Origin of the sequence: Pedobacter frigoris (genome assembly GCF_005116445.1) — a bacterium.
Taxonomy (GTDB): domain Bacteria; phylum Bacteroidota; class Bacteroidia; order Sphingobacteriales; family Sphingobacteriaceae; genus Pedobacter; species Pedobacter frigoris.
Genome location: NZ_SWBQ01000001.1, coordinates 852,678 through 866,726 on the forward strand (window position 1 = coordinate 852,678; position 14,049 = coordinate 866,726).

General features: G+C 38.7%; 14 protein-coding genes. 8 read left to right on the forward strand and 6 right to left on the reverse strand.

Annotated elements, in window-relative coordinates:
- Nucleotides 1–7: 7 nt before the first annotated feature.
- Both FA047_RS03795 and FA047_RS03800 read left to right on the forward strand, forming a co-directional pair.
- The gene (locus tag FA047_RS03795) at nt 8–958 is read left to right on the forward strand and encodes a D-2-hydroxyacid dehydrogenase (RefSeq protein ID WP_205943232.1); all 951 of its coding nucleotides are present in this window, start codon (nt 8–10) and stop codon (nt 956–958) included.
- Nucleotides 959–1,004: 46 nt separating this feature from the next.
- Nucleotides 1,005–2,249, forward strand: a complete 1,245-nt coding sequence (locus FA047_RS03800; protein WP_136834637.1) for a DUF1015 domain-containing protein — start codon at nt 1,005–1,007, stop codon at nt 2,247–2,249.
- Here the strand turns inward: FA047_RS03800 and FA047_RS20400 are convergent.
- The 3 genes from FA047_RS20400 to FA047_RS03810 are packed head-to-tail and all read right to left on the reverse strand — an operon-like array spanning nt 2,242 to nt 3,736.
- Complete coding sequence (locus FA047_RS20400) at nt 2,242–2,388, reverse strand: hypothetical protein (protein WP_169304310.1); 147 nt, start codon at nt 2,386–2,388, stop codon at nt 2,242–2,244. The two genes, FA047_RS03800 and FA047_RS20400, sit on opposite strands and share 8 nt — an antisense overlap.
- Entirely contained in the window at nt 2,389–2,898 is a 510-nt protein-coding gene (locus tag FA047_RS20620) for a hypothetical protein (protein ID WP_205943233.1), read from the reverse strand. It abuts the gene before it with no gap.
- Between the two features lie 58 nt (nt 2,899–2,956).
- Nucleotides 2,957–3,736 (reverse strand): SAM hydrolase/SAM-dependent halogenase family protein, encoded by a 780-nt coding sequence (locus tag FA047_RS03810; RefSeq protein ID WP_136834638.1) that lies wholly within the window; start codon nt 3,734–3,736, stop codon nt 2,957–2,959.
- Between the two features lie 102 nt (nt 3,737–3,838).
- Here FA047_RS03810 and FA047_RS03815 point away from each other — a divergent pair, with 102 nt between their 5' ends.
- From FA047_RS03815 to FA047_RS03830, 4 genes are all read left to right on the forward strand, one after another.
- Complete coding sequence (locus FA047_RS03815; RefSeq protein WP_136834639.1) at nt 3,839–4,804, forward strand: PhoH family protein; 966 nt, start codon at nt 3,839–3,841, stop codon at nt 4,802–4,804.
- 89 nt (nt 4,805–4,893) lie between these two features.
- Nucleotides 4,894–5,844 (forward strand): phosphoribosylaminoimidazolesuccinocarboxamide synthase, encoded by a 951-nt coding sequence (locus tag FA047_RS03820; RefSeq protein WP_136834640.1) that lies wholly within the window; start codon nt 4,894–4,896, stop codon nt 5,842–5,844.
- 61 nt (nt 5,845–5,905) lie between these two features.
- Entirely contained in the window at nt 5,906–6,292 is a 387-nt protein-coding gene (locus FA047_RS03825) for an STAS domain-containing protein (RefSeq protein ID WP_136834641.1), read from the forward strand.
- Nucleotides 6,292–7,203, forward strand: coding sequence for a ribonuclease Z (locus FA047_RS03830; protein ID WP_136834642.1), 912 nt, complete (start codon nt 6,292–6,294; stop codon nt 7,201–7,203). The genes FA047_RS03825 and FA047_RS03830 overlap by 1 nt, the downstream gene beginning before the upstream one ends.
- Before the next feature lie 68 nt (nt 7,204–7,271).
- On the opposite strand, the gene FA047_RS03835 is transcribed toward FA047_RS03830, so the two are convergent.
- Genes FA047_RS03835 through FA047_RS03845 form a run of 3 tightly spaced genes read right to left on the reverse strand, consistent with a single transcriptional unit; the run spans nt 7,272 to nt 10,031 of the window.
- Complete coding sequence (locus FA047_RS03835; protein ID WP_136834643.1) at nt 7,272–8,225, reverse strand: MlaD family protein; 954 nt, start codon at nt 8,223–8,225, stop codon at nt 7,272–7,274.
- 50 nt (nt 8,226–8,275) lie between these two features.
- A complete protein-coding gene (locus FA047_RS03840; protein ID WP_136834644.1) occupies nt 8,276–9,118 on the reverse strand; it encodes an N-acetylmuramoyl-L-alanine amidase family protein in 843 nt (280 codons plus the stop codon).
- Nucleotides 9,119–9,155: 37 nt separating this feature from the next.
- Nucleotides 9,156–10,031 (reverse strand): N-acetylmuramoyl-L-alanine amidase family protein, encoded by an 876-nt coding sequence (locus FA047_RS03845; protein WP_394347553.1) that lies wholly within the window; start codon nt 10,029–10,031, stop codon nt 9,156–9,158.
- 122 nt (nt 10,032–10,153) lie between these two features.
- Here FA047_RS03845 and FA047_RS03850 point away from each other — a divergent pair, with 122 nt between their 5' ends.
- A complete protein-coding gene (locus tag FA047_RS03850; RefSeq protein ID WP_225872652.1) occupies nt 10,154–12,766 on the forward strand; it encodes a putative LPS assembly protein LptD in 2,613 nt (870 codons plus the stop codon).
- 18 nt (nt 12,767–12,784) lie between these two features.
- A complete protein-coding gene (locus tag FA047_RS03855) occupies nt 12,785–14,032 on the forward strand; it encodes a competence/damage-inducible protein A (protein WP_136834647.1) in 1,248 nt (415 codons plus the stop codon).
- Nucleotides 14,033–14,049: the final 17 nt, after the last annotated feature.

Genomic DNA, 14,049 nt, shown 5'->3' on the forward strand with positions numbered 1-14,049 from the left:
ATAGATAATGATTAAGATACTTGCAAACGATGGGATAGATCCTATCGGAAAAGCGTTATTGGAGCAAGCTGGTTTTGTTGTTGATACAGAAACAGTTCCACAGGAAAAGTTAGCCGAAGCTTTAAAAAACTACGATGGCATTACTGTACGCAGTGCTACTAAAGTACGTCAGGAACTGATTGATGCTTGCCCTAACATTAAGTTGATTGGACGGGGCGGTGTTGGTATGGATAATATTGATGTTGAATATGCACGCAGTAAAGGCGTTGCTGTGGTAAATACTCCTGCAGCTTCTTCTTTATCTGTAGCTGAACTGGTATTCAGTCATTTATTTACCGGTGTCCGTTTTTTACAGGATGCCAACAGAAAAATGCCTGTTGAGGGCAATACCAAATTCAATGACCTTAAAAAAGCTTATGCTAAAGGAACTGAATTGAGAGGTAAAACTATTGGTATCATTGGTTTTGGAAGGATTGGAAGAGAGACGGCTACTGTAGCATTAGGCTTAGGTATGAATGTTTTAGCTTATGATTTATATCCTTTTGAAGGTAGCCTGACCTTGAATTTTCAAGGTGGAGCAAGTGTAGCTATTCCAGTGAAAACAGTATCTCTTGACGAAGTAATTGCAAATAGTGATTTCATCAGTTTACATACTCCTTTTGCCGACAAGCCTATTTTGGGTGCAGAAGAATTTGCTAAAATGAAAAAAGGTGTTGGTGTGGTGAACTGTTCAAGAGGCGGAACTATAGATGAAGCAGCTCTTATTGAAGCACTTGATAGCGGGAAAGTAGCTTTTGCAGGTTTAGATGTATTTTACAATGAGCCTACTCCAGACGCAGCGATTTTGCAACACAGCAAAATATCGTTGACCCCTCATATTGGAGCCTCTACCAATGAAGCACAGGAACGTATCGGAACTGAACTTGCTACATTGATCATTGAGCACTTTAATAAATAGAAATCAATGAGGCTGTCCTTTTCGGATAGCCTCATAATAACCAAATATGCCTCGTATAAAACCTTTCTGCGCGCTTAAGCCTGTAGTTCATTTACAATCGTTGGTAGTGACGCGTCCGCTAGAAAATTATAGCACTGGCGAGGCAAAGCTTATTGCTTCAGAAAATGACTATAGTTTTTTGCACCTGATCAATCCTGAGCTGGATCATCAATACTTGCGGGGTACGAGGCAAGAGCTCATCTTTAAAAAGATTAGTGAGAATGTAGAACGTTTTGTTGAGGATGAAGTTTTAGTGAAGGATAAATGTCCTTCAGTTTATGTGTACAGGTTGGTAAATGGAGATCTGGTACAGAGGGGGATATGGACGTTAACGCATATCAGTGATTATCTTAACGGTAGGATAAAAAAGCATGAGTCTACGGTTGAGCGGAGGGAAAAACTATTAGCCGATTACCTTCAGCAAACCGGTTTGGACGCCAACCCTGTACTGATTACATATCATCCAGATGCGGTAATTGATGCGCTGATTGAGCGTTACACGGCGGAGGTTGAGCCCTGTCTTGATTTTACTTTTGCTGATGGAACGAAACACCAGGTTTGGGCAATTTCAGATCAGAAAGATCTGAAGCAAATCGTCGGTGCATTTGCAGCGATACCTGAAGTCTACATAGCAGATGGCCATCACCGGATTGCCTCTATGGCAAAAATGGGCGTACAAAAACAGGCTTTGAATGCGAAACATCATGGAGAGGAAGATTACAATTACTTCACCACAGTTTACATGAATACCAATGAAGTGAAGGTGCTGGAATTTAACCGGCTGGTGAGAGATCTCGGAACACTGAGTGAAGATGATTTTATGAAGGGATTGGCTAAGTCCTTTTTTATTGAAAAGTCTGCCATACAGGTAAAGCCTGAAAAACTACACGAAATCGGGATGTATCTAAGCGGACAATGGTATGTTTTAAGCCCGAAAACTGAAATTTTTAATGAAGAAGACGCGGTCGGGGTGCTGGACGTTAGCATACTACAGGATTTTATACTTGAGCCTGTTTTAGGTATTAAAGACCCTCGTACAGACGCGCGTATCACTTTTGAAGGCGGGAGGGTGCCAATTGAAGCTCTTCAGGAAAAGGTAGATAATGGGCTTTTTGCGATCGCATTTACGTTATTTGCGCCGTCTGTGGATCAGGTAATGGCCGTAGCAGATGTAAATGGGGTGATGCCACCTAAGTCGACCTGGGTGGAACCTAAATTTTTAGTTGGACTGCTAACCAGCTATTTTAACTGAGTGAATTTGTAAGTACCCAATATCTGTAGCCTAAGATGGCTTTTTGTAGGTTGGTTAGTTTCATCGGGTCTTTTTTATAAAGACTCGGCAATACCACATTGTTGATCTTCAGGAGTATTTTAAAAAAATGCTTCTTCATTTAAGCCTGTATTTTGAGTTTTTTGCGCGATGAATAGATGACATAAACAAGTGCAGCAGCAAGTAAGATGACAAGATACCAGGCTATGCTTTTTCCGGCTTGCTGTCCCTCGATTTTATCTTTCAATTGCTGATTCTGATCCTGTAGTTTTTTAATCGAAAACATGTAATTCTGCATTCTGTTGCCGGCTTCATTGGCGCTGTTTTGTGCTTGTTTCATTTCCTGATCTTTGTAATCCATCAGAATTTTTAACTCTTTAAATGTGTTGTTGTCATTCAGTACAATTTGCCTGAGAATCTCATTTGAGTTTTTAATGTCGTCTTTAGTTTGGAGCCCAAAAATCCCTGTACGAGTGTCCAGACTCTGGTCATACTGTCCAAATTTGACACTTCTTTCTTTGAGAAGTGCATTGACCTTTAGACGCTGGGTTTGATATGCACTGGTGTCTGGCTGAAATGCCATGACATGAAAGGAAGTAAGCAGGAGTAATAAAACTATCAGGTTTTTCATTTCTATTAATGTTTGCTAATGAACAAGCAAACTCCATGCCTTAGCTTTAATCTTTAGATTAAGGATGAAACTCAATCCGGATGATATCGCTAAGATGAAGGCCAAGAAGTCCGCTTGCTTTTCCTTTATTGATGGCGATTTCCAGGTGGTTGCTAATTCCAAAAAGACAAAGCTTTTCACCTTCAGGTACTTCATTGTAATGCCAGCTGAGTTGTGTGATGGTTTCGCTTTTTCTAAAGTAGAGTGTAAAGTCACGGTTGCGCTGGATTTTTGTGAAGAGGTCTTTTGTGATGTTGGTGATCACATTGCAAAAGGTATCGATATAAATGACACTTCCACGGATAATATCGCGTTCTATTACAGGATTCAATAACATCCGTTCTTCAACACCGTCTGTTGGTACGCCTACATCTTTGAGTTTTCCTCCTTTGGCAAGGCTTACAGCAGCTTTGACAAAGATATCTACCAAAGGAAAATGCAGGTACTTCAAATCCTGCATGATATTTAGTTCCACAATTTCTTCCGGAACTTCATCAAATAGGAGGGAAAAGATACCATTGTCGGCACCTACAAAAAAGTGATCGCGGTATTTTAGTGCAATATATTTTGTGTTTTCACTAAAGACAGAATCTATACCAATGAGGTGTACGGTGCCCTTTGGAAAGTAGGGATAAACATTCTTCAGGACAAAAGCTGCATACGAAATATTAAAGGATGGCACTTCATGAGTTACATCAACAATGTTAGCTGTAGGCAAGATACTCAGGATACTACCCTTAAGGGCAGCCTGATAGAAATCTTTAGAACCTAAATCTGTTGTTAAAGTAATAATGGCCATTAAAAATTGAATATTTATTCTTAATCTTGCGTAAGCGGCAAATCGCGTACAAATATTCAATTTTTATATCAAAATATACACTCCAATCAAAAAAACAATATTTTGAACGAACTAAAATTAACATTAGAATCGGTAGATCCGGTACAATTCTGGGGCACAAATAATGAGCACTATGAGCTGATTAAAAACGCTTTTCCAAAATTGAAAGTTGTAGCAAGAGGTAATGAAGTTAAGGTGCTGGGCGATGAACAGGAGCTTAAGGGTTTTGAGAAAAAATATAACCAGCTAATTGGTCATCTGGAGAAATACAGTTCCCTGACGGCTAGTGATGTGGAAACGATTTTGGTTTCAAAAAAAACAGAGTCCAACGCAGAGGAAGCTCCGGAAAAAACAAATAGTGGCGGAGGTGGCGAAGTCATTGTGTTTGGTACCAATGGTTTAATGGTGAAAGCCAGGACTGCAAATCAGCGCAGGATGGTGGATAGCATTAACAAAAATGATGTGCTATTTGCGATCGGTCCTGCCGGAACGGGAAAAACCTATACAGCAGTGGCGCTCGCCGTAAGAGCGTTGAAAAATAAAGAGATTAAAAGAATCATATTGACAAGACCGGCGGTAGAGGCAGGTGAAAGTCTTGGTTTTCTGCCGGGAGATTTAAAAGAAAAGGTAGATCCCTATCTTCGTCCTTTATATGACGCACTTGATGACATGATTCCGGCAGAAAAGCTGAAAACCTATATAGAAAACAGAACGATTGAGATCGCGCCACTGGCATTTATGCGCGGAAGAACTCTTGACAATTGTTTCGTGATTTTGGATGAGGCTCAAAACTCGACAGATCTTCAACTAAAGATGTTCCTGACGCGTATGGGACCATCGGCTAAGTTCATCGTAACTGGAGATGTAACCCAGATAGACTTGCCTAAAAAGCAGATGTCAGGGTTGCACAACGCACTTCGAATTCTGGATGGTATTCCAGGTATAGATATCATCTATCTGACAGGAGAAGACGTGGTTAGACACAAATTGGTAAAACGAATATTGAAAGCATACGGCGATATTCAATAAAGTAATATACGATATACGATTTTTGATTTACGATTGGAAAGGCGCTTAGTCTCAACTCGTAAATCGTAATTCTAACATCAAAAATTAAAATGGCAGCAATAAAAGAGACAAATTTCAGCTTTCCTAAGCAAACAAATTATTATAAGGGTAAAGTACGCGATGTATATACCATCAATAACCAGTTTATGGCGATGGTGGTTACTGACAGGATATCTGCATTTGATGTGGTTTTGCCGGAGGCGATTCCTTTTAAAGGACAGGTGTTGAATCAGATCGCCGCTAAATTTTTGGCAGCCACAAAAGATATTGTGCCTAACTGGGTGATTGATGTACCAGATGAAATGGTGACTATTGGCCGTATTTGTGAGCCTTTTAAAGTAGAAATGGTGGTTAGAGGATACCTTGCAGGACATGCCTGGAGAGAGTATAGTGCAGGCAGACGCAGCGTTTGTGGCGTAGCATTACCTGAGGAGTTAAAAGAGAATGATAAATTACCTAAGCCAATTATAACCCCAACGACTAAAGCATCTGTAGGACATGATGAAGATATCTCCAGAGAAGATATCCTGGCAAAAGGAATCGTTTCATTAGCAGACTATACTTTGCTGGAGAAATATACTTATGCTTTGTATGAACGTGGTACACAGATGGCTGCTGAACGCGGATTGATATTGGTTGATACTAAATACGAGTTTGGTAAAGTTGGTGACGATATTTATCTGATCGACGAGATCCATACACCTGATTCATCGCGTTATTTTTATGCCGAAGGTTATTCAGAACGCCAGGCTTCAAACGAGCCGCAAAAACAGCTTTCTAAAGAGTTTGTTCGTAAATGGTTAATTGAGAATGGTTTTCAAGGTAAGGATGGACAAGTGGTGCCGGCAATGACCAAAGAGATAGTAGATTCTATATCCGAGCGATACATTGAGCTTTATGAACAGATCACGGGCGATAAATTTGTAAAGAATGATACTGCGGATATACCTAAGCGAATTGAAACTAACGTAGTGTCGGCATTAAGCCAGTTGCAGGCTTAATAAAACGGTGAAAAATCATTAAAATTTAGTATTTTCGTAATCAACTAAACAAATCAATATCATGAAATTTTCAGTAGACAAACACGATAAGTATGTCGTTTTAAAACTTAAAGAATCTAAGTTTACGAATGATAATACACCTAAATTGAAATCTGAATTCATCTTATTGAATGCAGAAGGGTATTGTAATATTGTATTGGATTTATCTTCTATTAAGCAGTGTGATGATTCGCAGGATCTGAGCAGTTTATTAGTGGGAGACAGGTTGTGTAAAAAGGCAAATGGACTTTTCATTCTTACAGGAGTGAATGAAGCAGTGGCTTCGATTCTCGAAATGTCAAGTTTAGATCAACAGCTAACAATAGTTTCAAAGCTGGACGAGGCAACTGATCTGATCTTTATGGAAGAAATAGAAAAGGAATTGTTGGGGAGCGTAGATAAGGGCTAATGAAGTTTGAGGTAACTATTTTAGGTAGTAGTTCCGCTACTCCGGTATACAATAGAAATCCTACTGCACAGCTTTTAAATTGCAATGAAAAATTTTATCTGATTGATTGTGGTGAGGGTACCCAGCAACAGTTAATCAAATATGGTTTTAAAGCCAGTAAAATTGATTTTGTGTTTATCAGCCATTTGCATGGAGATCATTACTTTGGTTTGATCGGTTTGCTTTCCACTTTGCATTTAAACGGGCGCGTTAAGCCAATAAAAATCTTTGCTCCTGCAGCATTGATGGAGATACTTGTACTTCAGTTTAAACATTCTGAAACAATAATCCGTTATCCCATTGAATTCGTTGCCACAACTGCTGACAATCCGTCGCAGATTTTCGAAAACAATGATGTGATTGTTGAAACCATTATTTTAAATCATAGAATACCCTGTACAGGCTTTAGGTTCACACAGAAGAAGAGATTACGGAGGCTTATTGTTGATAAGCTCGAACACGAGAGAATTCCTATTGAGTACTATCCGATGTTGAAAAGAGGCGTTGATCTTACCTTGCCGAATGGGCAAGTGCTAAAGAACATCGATTATACTTTAGACTCTGATGAGCCCAAGAGTTATTGTTATTGCTCAGACACCTTATTTGATGAGCGTTATTTTTCCAGTATTCAGGATTGTGATACCTTATACCATGAAGCCACTTTCTTACATGAAATGCTCGATAGGGCTTGTCAAACTCATCATACGACCGCATTACAGGCTGCTGAAGTAGCTAAGATCGTTAACGCGAAGAAGTTGCTTATCGGTCACTTTTCATCAAGATATAAGACCTTACAGCCGATTTTAGATGAGGCACTAACCGTCTTTGAGCGTACGGAGTTGGCAATAGAGGGAGTTACTTATCAAGTATAGAATATTTAACGAGATATAGAAAAGGCTTTAGAAATCTCTAAAGCCTTTTCTATATATAAATGGTGAGTTTACTTGTCTTTTTTATTGCCACCTCCAAATACCGAGAAGTGAACATATCTCTTAGGATTGGCTTTAAGATCAATCATTAAGTTATCTAGGTTTTTAGAGGCATTATTTAAGTTTTCATACATTTTTGTATCATTAACCAGTAGTCCTAAAGTGCCTTGTCCCTGATTTATTTTACTCACAATAGATTGAAGGTCTCCAACGGCTTTGTTCGCATTGTCTATAGTTTGCTTAAAGTTAGCAGCTGCTACCTGATCTGTTATCGAGTTGACATTATTTAGTATTGAAGTGATTTTTTCATTATTTTGCTTTAGGTTATTGGAGATCGCTTCAACGTTTGCCAGAATTACCGAAATTCTGGAGCCTTCAGATCCAACAAGATTATCCACTTTTTTAGAAGTAGCTTCAAGAGATGCAAGGGTAGAGGCAATGCTGTTAAAGCTTTTATCCACATTTTTCTGGAAGTTCGGATTTAAGATGGAGTTGACACTGGTCAGGATTGAATCCATTTTTGCAATGATCATTTCTGCTTTTTTCTGTACGGGCTGCACCGTTTCTAGTATACCTTTTTGTACATTGGCATTCAAGGTATCGCCATCCTCAGCAAAGTCATTTCCAGTCCCTAATGCCATTACAATGGCTTTACTTCCAAGTAGATCTGTACTTTCTAATTTGGCAATGCTGTTTTTAGGGATTTCATATTTCCCTTTAATTTTAAGGGTTGCAAGGATCGATCCGTCTGGCTGTAATTGCAGCTGATCAACACGGCCAATCTGATAACCATTTATAAGAACAGGTTTAGAGACAGCTAACCCATCGACATGCGAATACTTAGCATATAAAACAGTCTCACTTGAAAAGATGGCATTGCCTTTTAGAAAATTGTATCCAATGATCAATAGGGCAATGGAAAAGGCTGCTAGTATGCCTACTTTGGTTTCGTTCGCGATTTTCATTTAGTAGTAGTTATCTTTTAAAGGTAATGAAGCTTATTTTTCAGCGTTCATTAGTTTGTTTCAGTTTCTTTTCTGTAAGTTTTTACTGCTTTGAAAATGGAGTTGACAATTTCTGTTGATCCACTTTCTGAATTCATATATTCTTCTTCAGCAGGATTGGATATAAAGCCAATCTCGGTTAATACTGCAGGCATTCCACATCTTTGTAATATAAGGATACCCTGTTCTTTTACGCCTCTGTTTACTCTATTGTCGTTTTCTGTATAATTGTCCTGGATGAGTTTTGCCAATTTCATACTTTTATCCCGGAACAGATTTTTAAACAAAGATAGAATAATAAATGTTTCAGGATCATTTGGATCATATCCATTGTAATTTTGTTTGTAGTTTTTCTCAAGCTTAATATCCGCATTCTCTCTGATCGCTACATCTTGTTCATTTAATCTGTGAGATCCTGCTACAAAAGTTTCTGTCCCTTTAGTCGTTTTATTTTTAACATAGCTGTATTTAGCGACTTTTTTTCCAGCCTTATTCTTTGTATAAGTTACTATTCTATTGTCCGGCATAGAATTACAATGTATGGAAATAAAAAGATCCGCCTTGTTGTCATTGGCAAGTGCGGCCCTTTTGTAGAAATCTACATCTACATCAGTTTTTCTGGTGTATAGTATCTTCACATCAGGCATATCTTCTTCAAACTTTTTGCCCAGCTTTAAAGCGACTTTGAGAGCCACATTTTTTTCGTAGGAATAACTACCTCTGGCTCCGGGTTTATTTCCACCATGTCCGGCATCAATAACGATTGTTTTTACCCTATAAGCTTGTGAAAATGTAGATTTTGAACTGAATAATAATAAAAATGGCAACAGGTATAACGCGCTCTTCACTCTCATTTATATGTTTTATTAAGTTGATTAATAAAAGTATTGACTAACCTTCAATACTTTTTTTATAGTTTTCTATGGCTCTCAGCAGGCATTCTGTAATCTCCTTTTGACCTTCCTCAGAGTTCATGTAGTTCTCTTCATCAGGATTGCTAATGAATCCAATTTCTGTAAGTATGGCCGGCATTCCTGCTCGAGCCAAAACAGCCAGGCTTTTTTCCTGAACACCACGATCTACACGACCGACATTCACGTATTGATCCTGCACATACTTTGCCAGTTTTAAACTCTGGGTTCGGAAAGTGTTTTTCATTAAAGATAAGATAATGAAATTTTCGGGATTGCTGGGATCAAAGCCTTCATAATTCTCTTTATAGTTGTCCTCGAGAAAAATAGAGGCATTTTCCCTTTTTATCGCTTCGTCCTGCTCATTTACACGACCCATTCCTGAAACGAATGTCTCAGTCCCATGTGTAGACGTACTTTTTCTATAGACAGTTTCTCTTATCGCTACTCTTTTACCCCTTACCTTTTTGTATCCGGTTACAATGGTCGATCTATGGGAAGGCATATCGTTGCAATGAATAGAGATAAACAGGTCTGCCTTTGCATTATTTGCGATTGCAATCCTTTCATATAATGGAATGAAAACATCCTCAGTCCGGGTATAAATGACTTTTACATCTTTCAGCGACGCTTCTATTAGTGCACCAAGGTGAAGCGCCGTCTTAAGGGCCACATCTTTCTCAGTTGAATAAAGACCTCTGGTACTACCGTCTTTACCTCCATGACCAGCATCAATCACAATAGTTTTTATTTTATACTCCTGTGTAAATGCTTGATAACTAGATGTAATAACGGATGCTACAGAAATAAATGCAATCAAAATTGCATTTGGTCTGAGCAATGGTATATTTTTCATTAATTTTGAACGTTTTGGATTAAACATTAATGCAAAAATAACATTCACACACGAATTTGAAACTTTTACGGTATATCATTTTTTTAAACTTCATTGTTTTATTAACATCTGTTAGTAGCAGGGTGTTGGCATTTAGTACGTTTGCATTTCGGCAAGTTATAAAACAAGGACAAAATTCCAATCAAAACCTTCAGGATACTAGTCGCAATAGACAACAAAGAAATAACGCACAAACTACGCCAAAAGATACAATAGCAAGCGAGAAAGTTGAATACAAGGCAAAAGATTCAATTGTTGCCAATGCCGATAGTAGTATTGTGAAACTCTATGGAAAGGCCAGGGTGATTTATCAGGGACTTGAATTGGATGCAGATTATATTTTATATAATAAAAACACCAATGTTTTATTTGCAAGCGGTATTACCAATTCGAAGGGTAAATACATAGGTCGTCCGATATTTAAAATGGAAGGTCAAAATACTTCCCAGGCAGATTCTTTGAGGTATAGCCTGACAACAGGTGCAGGTCAGATCTGGGGTGTTTTTACAGAACAGGAAGGCGGCTTTTTTACAGGAGGAAAGGCCAAGAAACAGCCTGATGATGAGATTCATAGTAAGGGGCAAACCTATAGTACATGTAATTTGCCGCACCCGCATTTCGGTATTCATATTACAAAGGGTATTGTTACCGAAAACCAGATCATTACTGGTCCGGTATATTTGAAAATCGAAGATATACCGTTGCCCCTGGGACTGCCTTTTGCATTCTTTCCGAAACCAAATAAAAAATCATCAGGAGTTATATTACCCAGTCCCGGAGAAGATTTTACAAGAGGATTCTTTTTACGCGACGGTGGGTATTATCTGGGTCTAAATGATTATTGGGACGCAAAAATATTGGCAACTATTTACACGAGGGGATCGTATGACGGGTCTTTATTTTCCAATTACACCAAGAGATATAAGTACAACGGTAGTATAAATTTCAGGTATTCAAATTCAAGATATGGTTTAGAAGGTACGCCGGAATATGAACCAAAGAAAGATTTTAACCTTTCATGGAATCACAGCCAAAATGCGAATGCTAAACCAGGGACAACTTTCTCTGCTTTAGTAGACGCAGGAACTTCAAGCTTTAACGAGAACACTGCCGCCGGTGGTACTTACGATTATACCCAGTTCACTAAAAATACCATGAGGTCCAGTATTTCTTATGGGCGGGTAATTGCGGAAAAAATAAACCTTGCAATTTCTGCTACCGGTTTTCAGGAAACTGAAAATAAAACAGTCAGTCTGGAATTACCCAACATCAGTTTTAGTGTTCCTTCATTTAATCCATTTGCAAATAAAACCGGCTCGGGAGACCAAAAGTGGTATGAAAAGATCTCAGTTGGATATAGCATGCAGGCCAATAACCTGATCAATACTACAGAGAGCGAATTGTTTAAACAAGGAAGCCTGAGAAAGTTTAGAAATGGCGTGAGTCATCAGATTCCAATAAGTATGGGTTTTAATGTTTTGAAGAACTTTAATTTCAATGCGAGCACGACCTATAACGAAAAATGGCATTTTCAAACCATTAACAGAACCTATTTAAAGGTACTTAACCAACCAGATATGATCGTCACCGATACTATTCCTGGATTTAAACGAAATGGTGAGTATAGTGTTGGTATGGGGGTTTCGACGAAAATTTACAGTACTGCCCAGTTTGCAAAATTAGGTAATTTTAAAGCGCTGAGACATGTAATGACACCAAATGTAAGTTTCAGTTACAGACCGGATTTTTCTGATTTGAAAAGAGGCTATTATAAAGAAGCCAAATATACTGACGGATCTACTGTATTTGATCAGGCGGGAGACCCGTTGAAGTATTCTATTTTTGAAAGTTCATTATATGGAGGCCCAGGAATCGGTCGTTCGGCAGCAATAAGTTTCTCCTTAGAGAATGCGATTCAGGCCAAAGTCCTTACACCAAATGATACCACAGGCAAGGGAGAGAAGAAGATTGATATCATTCAAGGTCTAACATTCAATGGTAGTTATAATTTCCTCGCTAAAAATTATAAGTTGTCGACACTGAGTTTTAGTGGAAGATCGTCATTCACGGATAAACTCGGGATTAACTACTATGGTACATTAGACCCTTATTTATATAAAGATACTATAGATGGGGGCAGGGTATTGATTGATCAGTATACCTGGACAAGAGGAAAGTTGCCAAGACTGACCAGTTTCGGGTTTTCAACCAGTTACAATTTAAATCCTGACGCATTTAAAAGAAAAACAGAAAATGAACAGGACTTAAAAGATAAAGCGATGAAAACGGGTATGACCCCAGAGCAATCGGAGGAATTGGCTAAAGTAAGCAGAGACCCAAATGCATTTGTTGATTTCAACATTCCATGGAATTTCGCCTTTTCCTATACTTTCAATTACAATACAGACAGAGTAGGTCGTAATAGTACTTTTACGAATTCACTGAATTTTAATGGTGATGCGAATATTACCCCTAAATGGAAGGTTCAATTTAACTCAGGATGGGATTTTAGAGCGAATACTTTCTCCCAGACTTCTTTTGCCATCTATCGTGATTTACATTGCTGGGATATGAGCTTTAGCTGGATTCCTTTTGGTCAGCAGCAGTTTTATTCTGTAGATATCAAAGTAAAAGCATCCGTGCTTCAGGATTTAAAACTGAGCAAGCGGAAAAATTACTATACCCGTTTCAATTAATATTTAATAACCTGTTTTATGCTAGCTGAAATAATAACCATAGGAGATGAAATCCTGATTGGTCAGATTGTAGATACAAATTCGGCTTGGATGGCCAGACAGCTTAATCTTATTGGTATTAAAGTAAAGCAGGTAAGCTCTGTTTCTGATGATGCAGATCATATTGTCAATGCGCTGACACTCGCTCAGGAACGGGCAAAAATCATCCTGATCACAGGAGGACTGGGGCCAACTAAAGACGATATCACAAAAATTACACTTGCCAGGTATTTTAATATGGAATTGAAGCGTGATCAGGAAACTCTGGATCACATTAAAGGAATCTTTGACCGTCTAAACAGGCCAATGATTGAGGCCAATATGAAGCAGGCATATGTCCCAGATGGTTGTATTGTCATTAAAAATAAGAATGGTACAGCGCCATGCATGTGGTTTGAACACAATGGAACTGTTATAGTTTCTATGCCTGGAGTTCCTTTCGAAATGATGTATTTAATGGAAGAGGAGATTCTTCCGAGGCTGAAAGATTCATTTAAACTTCCGGCAATTTTTCATAAAACAATTCTGACAGCAGGTATTGGAGAGTCATTCCTTGCTGCAGAGATAGAATCGATAGAGGATGGCTTACCTGAGCACATTAAACTGGCCTATCTGCCGAAACTAGGGCAGGTGAGGTTGAGGTTGAGCGGAACAGGAGCCGACGAACTTACGCTAAAAAATGAAGTAGAGTTGTGGGCCAGACAAATTGTTGACCGTATTGGTAAATACGTGGTTGTAGAAGACGATATCCCTTTAGAGAAGGCGCTGCTCGATATTATGGATAAAAAGAAACTGACGCTTTCTGTTGCAGAAAGCTGTACAGGTGGATACATTGCAAGTATGATCACTCAGCATTCGGGATGTTCTTCTGTTTTTCTGGGAGGGGCGGTGGTTTATTCAAACCAGTTGAAACAATCGATTTTAGGTGTTAAAGAAGAAACACTTTCGGCCTATGGTGCTGTTAGCGAAGAAACAGTAAAAGAAATGGCTGTAGCTTCTGTAAAGCAATTTAAAACAGATTATGCAATTGCTGTAACAGGAATTGCCGGTCCCGATGGAGGAACGACGGATAAACCTGTAGGTACCGTATGGATTGCTTTAGCTGGAAGAGAGAAGGTTACAGCTAAGAAGTTCAGTTTCGGCGGCAAAAGAATTCAAAATATAGAGCGCTCAGCTATAGCAGCTTTGACTATGATTTTGAATGAACTTAACCGATATGAGGTTTAAGTCTCCAAAATACTTTA

Coding starts and splice junctions, on each gene's coding strand:
- FA047_RS03795 (WP_205943232.1), top strand. CDS start 8: ATGATTAAGATACTTGCAAACGATGGGATAGATCCTATCGGAAAAGCG.
- FA047_RS03800 (WP_136834637.1), top strand. CDS start 1,005: ATGCCTCGTATAAAACCTTTCTGCGCGCTTAAGCCTGTAGTTCATTTA.
- FA047_RS20400 (WP_169304310.1), bottom strand. CDS start 2,388: ATGAAGAAGCATTTTTTTAAAATACTCCTGAAGATCAACAATGTGGTA.
- FA047_RS20620 (WP_205943233.1), bottom strand. CDS start 2,898: ATGAAAAACCTGATAGTTTTATTACTCCTGCTTACTTCCTTTCATGTC.
- FA047_RS03810 (WP_136834638.1), bottom strand. CDS start 3,736: ATGGCCATTATTACTTTAACAACAGATTTAGGTTCTAAAGATTTCTAT.
- FA047_RS03820 (WP_136834640.1), top strand. CDS start 4,894: ATGGCAGCAATAAAAGAGACAAATTTCAGCTTTCCTAAGCAAACAAAT.
- FA047_RS03825 (WP_136834641.1), top strand. CDS start 5,906: ATGAAATTTTCAGTAGACAAACACGATAAGTATGTCGTTTTAAAACTT.
- FA047_RS03830 (WP_136834642.1), top strand. CDS start 6,292: ATGAAGTTTGAGGTAACTATTTTAGGTAGTAGTTCCGCTACTCCGGTA.
- FA047_RS03835 (WP_136834643.1), bottom strand. CDS start 8,225: ATGAAAATCGCGAACGAAACCAAAGTAGGCATACTAGCAGCCTTTTCC.
- FA047_RS03840 (WP_136834644.1), bottom strand. CDS start 9,118: ATGAGAGTGAAGAGCGCGTTATACCTGTTGCCATTTTTATTATTATTC.
- FA047_RS03845 (WP_394347553.1), bottom strand. CDS start 10,031: ATGAAAAATATACCATTGCTCAGACCAAATGCAATTTTGATTGCATTT.
- FA047_RS03855 (WP_136834647.1), top strand. CDS start 12,785: ATGCTAGCTGAAATAATAACCATAGGAGATGAAATCCTGATTGGTCAG.